The organism is Caballeronia sp. M23-90 (assembly GCF_053574605.1).
The window spans coordinates 1-4,707 of sequence record NZ_JBSIPA010000500.1; the positions used below are offsets into that span (position 1 = coordinate 1).

Annotated in this window: 4 protein-coding genes; 3 read left to right on the forward strand and 1 reads right to left on the reverse strand. The window is 61.7% G+C overall.

The genetic code is table 11. The features are described 5' to 3' along the window. Positions 1–1,687: bifunctional lysylphosphatidylglycerol flippase/synthetase MprF (gene mprF, locus ACRXB1_RS30975; RefSeq protein WP_449494214.1), on the forward strand; the 1,687-nt coding region annotated here is incomplete at its 5' end. Next, positions 1,684–2,937: a virulence factor family protein gene (locus tag ACRXB1_RS30980; protein ID WP_449494215.1), complete on the forward strand. Its 1,254-nt coding sequence runs from the start codon at positions 1,684–1,686 to the stop codon at positions 2,935–2,937. The genes mprF and ACRXB1_RS30980, both read left to right, overlap by 4 nt. A gap of 7 nt (positions 2,938–2,944) precedes the next feature. Here the strand turns inward: ACRXB1_RS30980 and ACRXB1_RS30985 are convergent, their stop codons facing one another. Then, a complete protein-coding gene (locus tag ACRXB1_RS30985; RefSeq protein ID WP_062172373.1) occupies positions 2,945–3,460 on the reverse strand; it encodes a DUF1993 domain-containing protein in 516 nt (171 codons plus the stop codon). Positions 3,461–3,706: 246 nt separating this feature from the next. On the opposite strand from ACRXB1_RS30985, the gene ACRXB1_RS30990 reads away from it, so the two are divergent. Beyond that, positions 3,707–4,707, forward strand: a 1,001-nt coding sequence (locus ACRXB1_RS30990) for a M20/M25/M40 family metallo-hydrolase (protein WP_449494216.1), incomplete at its 3' end; no start/stop codon positions are given.

Genomic DNA, 4,707 nt, shown 5'->3' on the forward strand with positions numbered 1-4,707 from the left:
TGCAGCAGCCCGTACACGGCAGAAAAATCCGCTTTCCGATACGCTGCAACACGCGGCATCACCTAACCCGCAGTCCAGGAGCAGAAGCCATGACGAAGACAGTGAAGATTCCAGGGCCCGATCATCCTTGTTCCTGAGCGTGGTGACGTTCGTGGTGGGCGGCATGCTCGTGATTTCGGGCGCGACGCCCGCGTTCGGCAAGCGCATCGCGGTGCTGCAGGCCGTGTTGCCGTTATGGGTGCTGGAAAGCTCGCAACTGCTCGGAAGCGTGCTGGGCGTGGTGCTGTTGTTTGTCGCGCGCGGGCTGCTGCGCCGGCTCGACGCCGCATGGTGGCTCGCAATCACGCTCGCGGTGGCCAACCTGGCGCTGTCGCTGGCGAAGGGGCTGGCGTTTGTCGAGACCGGCGTGCTCGCGCTGCTGATCGTGCTGCTGCTGGCCACGCGCGACCGCTTCAACCGGCGTTCGTCGCTGCTCTCGGAGCGCTTCACGGCGAGCTGGCTGGTGTCGGTGGGGATCGTGATCGTGCTGGCGGTCTGGATCATGTTGTTCGCCTTCCGCGATATCAACTACAGCCGCGATCTCTGGTGGCAATTCGCCTTCGATGAACGCGCCCCCCGCGCCTTGCGCGCCACGCTGGCGGCGGGCCTGTTTGCAGCGCTCTTCGCCGTCTGGCAATTGTTGCGTCCGGCCGCCGGCCGTTTCGAAAAACCCGCGGCGCAGGATCTCCTCGATGCCGCCCGCATTTTCCGCGCACAGGAACGCAGCGACGCAGGCCTCGCGATGATGGGCGACAAGAGTTTCCTCTTCTCTTCATCGCGCGAAGCCTTCCTGATGTACGCAAAGCACGGCCGCACCTGGGCGGCGCTTCATGATCCGGTCGGCCCGCGCCGCGAATGGGCGGAACTGATCCGCCGGTTCGTTGAAATGGCGCACGCGCACGGCGGCCGCGCCGCGTTTTACCAGGTTCGCGCGGACGCCCTGCCGCTTTATCTCGATGCCGGTCTCACCCTGATGAAGCTCGGCGAGGAAGCGCACGTCGTGCTGGAAGATTTCGACTTGAAGGGCTCGCATCGCGCGCATTTGCGTTATGCGTTAAAGCGTGGCGAGCGCGATGGTTTCGATGTCGAAGTCATCGATTCCGCACAGGTGCCGTACGCCATGCCCATGCTGCGCGAAGTGTCCGATGCCTGGCTGAACGGCCGCGAAGCACGTGAGAAAAGCTTTTCGGTCGCGGCGTTCAACGACGATTACCTCGCGGCGCAATCCGTGTTGCTCGTTCGCCAGCAAGGCAAGCCGGTGGCGTTCGTCACGTTCATGACCACCGACATGAATACGGAAGCCACGGTCGGCGTGATGCGCCACGTGCCCGATGCATCGCCGTATGCAATGGAATATCTCTTCACCAAGCTTGCGCTGCATTTGAAGCAGGCCGGTTACCAGACGCTGAGTCTCGGCATCGCGCCGCTGTCCGGCATGCAGCCGACGCCGCTTGCCTCGCCATGGCACCGGCTCGCCGGTCTCGTCTGGCGTTTTGGCGGACGTTTCTACAATTTCCGGGGCTTGCGCGGTTTCAAGAGCAAGTTCCAGCCGCGCTGGGAGCCGCGTTATCTCGCGGCATCCGGCTCGGTGGGCGTGTTTTTCACGCTTGCAGATCTCTCGTTGCTGGCGGGAGGCTGGCGTTCATGAATTTTTTCAGCAAGATTGCGTTCGTTTCATTGTTTGCTGTTTCAGCGGCCCATGCCGCCACGATTCCCGGCGGCCGTTACGGCGATGTGCAGTTCGCGAAACCTGCTGGTCCGATGCGCGGTTTTATCGTGCTCTTCTCCGATAAAACCTGGACCCCCGCCGACACCCAGACCGCCGATGCGCTCGCCAAAAATGGCGCGATGGTCGTAGGCGTCGACACCACGCGTTACGCCGCGAAGCTGCCGTCGGAGAAAGAAAGCTGCCACAACCTCGTCGGCGATGCCGAAGCGCTCAGCCATCAGCTCGAACGCGAAGTGCAGTCGGACCGTTACTTCGCGCCGATCCTGATGGGTTCCGGCCAGGGCGGCGTACTCGCCACGAAGATCCTGTCGCAGGCGCCGGACAACACGGTCGCGGGCGCGCTCGCGCTGAATCCCGACGCGCAGCTCGACTCGCGTTTCAATCTGTGCCCGCCCGATCCGACCATCACGCACGCGAAAGGCCTGCCCGGTTTCTTCGATAAAACCACGCAACCCGCCGCCACATCGAAAGCCGATGCGTTGCTGGCGCTCGCCGTGCCGCACCTGAAGATCGAGCCGATGCACGACGAAGACGTGTCCGATCTGCCGCTGGTCGAGCTGCCCGCGGCCCATCCGACGAACCTGCTTGCCATCGTGATTTCCGGCGACGGCGGCTGGCGCGATCTCGATAAAACCGTCGCGGAATCATTGCAGAAGGATGGGGTATCGGTGATTGGCATCGACAGCTTGCGGTATTTCTGGAGCGCGAAAACGCCCGAGCAGACCGCGCACGATCTGGCACGCGTGATCCAGGCGTACAGCGCCCGCTGGCATTCGGAGCACGTCGCGCTGATTGGCTACTCGTTCGGCGCGGACGTGATGCCGTTCGCCTACAACCGTCTGCCCGATGCGGTGCGCGCGAAGGTATCGATGGTTTCGCTCATGGGCTTTGCACCCGATGCCGATTTCCAGATCCGGGTGACCGGCTGGCTTGGCATGCCCGCAAGCAAGGACGCGTTCAAGGTGCGCCCGGAACTGGCGAAACTGCCGCCGGGAATCGTGCAGTGCATCTACGGCGAGGCCGAGGAAGACACGTTATGCCCGGCGCTGACCAGGACGGGCATCGAAGTGATCAAGACGAGTGGCGATCACCATTTCGGCGGCGACTATGCCGTGCTCGCGCGACGTATTCTGACGAGCTGGCAGAAACAGATCGCCGCGCGAACCTGAAGTCCGGTCAGGCGGATTGCATCGCGCCCAGGTAATCGAGTTTCCCGACCGGCACGCCAAGCTGGCGCAGGATGTCGTACGCGGTAACCACGTGGAAATAAAAGTTTGGCAGCGCGAATAAAAACAAGTAGTCGCTGCCGCTGAACGTTATTTCACCAGCGCGTTGCTTCAGCGTGACCTCGCGCGTTTCGCTGCCTTCGAGCGTCGATTGATCGACGGTTTTCAGATACGCCAACGTTTTCGTCAAGCGTTCACGCAACTCGGCGAAAGTCGTTTCGGTATCGTCGAAACTCGGCGCTTCGACGCCTGAAAGACGAACTGCCGAAAGCTTCGATGTATCGCTTGCGCGCTGGATCTGTCCGGTGAACGGCAGCATGTCTTCGATCAACCGGGTCGACGTGATGTCGGTGTCTCCCAGTCCTTTCTCTTTCGCGTGGGTTTCGGCTTTGGCGATCAGTGAAACGAGTACGTCGAGACCGCGGATGAATACAGGAATGCTTGCGCGATACATGGATACGGACATGGCGGTGTTCCTTTTTTGCTGAGTCCTGACTGGACGGGGCCTCAGCATACCGGGACGCGACGTGTAGCGCTTTTTCGACTGATCGCGCCTCATTGGAACTGATTGTGCCCGATTTTGCTGGAAGCGGTCCCATTGATATCAGCGTTCGATTCGCGTTCGGTTCGCATTCGTTCCACGGGCAATTCCGCGCCCGAAGCGCCGCCAATCCCGGCTATCATTCGTTTTTAAACGGCCGGGACGCCCGTCATGATCTCAGACGACCTTACACAAGAAACACAGCGCATCGACCGTGACGCTTTGCGTGAATTCATCGACCGCAAGTGGGATGACGAGATCCTGCCCGCGCTGACCGATTACATCGCGGTGCCTGCAAAGAGCCCCATGTTCGATCTCGACTGGATGAAGAACGGTTTCATCGAGCGTGTGATTACGGATGCCGCGCAATGGGCCGAACGCCAGCCAGTGCGTGGCCTGAAAGTCGAAATAATCCGCTTGCCCGATCGCACACCCGTGATCTTTTTCGAGGCGCCGGCCACGCGTTCGAACAGCCGCGACACCATCGTGCTCTACGGCCATCTCGACAAGCAACCCGAGTTCGACGGCTGGCGCCGCGACCTGGGCCCATGGTCGCCCAAGTTCGAAGACGGCAAGCTGTACGGCCGCGGCGGCGCGGACGACGGTTACGCAACGTACTCATCCATCAGCGCCATCGCCGCGCTCGATGCACAAGGCATCGAACGGCCGCGTTGCGTCGGCATCATCGAAACGTGTGAAGAATCGGGTAGCTACGATCTGCTGCCATATGTTGACGCGCTGCGCGATCGGCTCGGAGAAGTCAGCCTCGTCGTCTGCCTTGATTCGGGCGCGGGCAATTATGATCAGTTATGGCTCACCACGTCGCTGCGCGGCCTGGTTGCGGGTGACCTGGAAGTACAAGTGCTTGACGAAGGCATCCACTCCGGCACGAACGGCGGCATTGCGCCGTCGACTTTCCGGATCATGCGCCGGTTGCTGGAACGGCTCGAGGATTCGAGCACGGGCAATCTGCTGCCGAAGGGGTTTCATTGCGATATTCCGTCGCGGCGTTTGACGGAAGCCGAAGCGACGGCAAAAATTCTCGGCGACGATGTCTGGAAGAAGTTGCCCTGGACCTGCGGCCAGAACGGCGGCACGGTATTGCCCGTCACCACCGATCCGCGTCAGGCGCTGCTCGACTCCACCTGGCGGCCGTCGCTGGCGGTGACCGA

What these genes read in the sequence shown, in the direction of transcription:
- ACRXB1_RS30980 (WP_449494215.1), top strand. Translation starts at nt 1,684, where the DNA reads ATGAATTTTTTCAGCAAGATTGCGTTCGTTTCATTGTTTGCTGTTTCA.
- ACRXB1_RS30985 (WP_062172373.1), bottom strand. Translation starts at nt 3,460, where the DNA reads ATGTCCGTATCCATGTATCGCGCAAGCATTCCTGTATTCATCCGCGGT.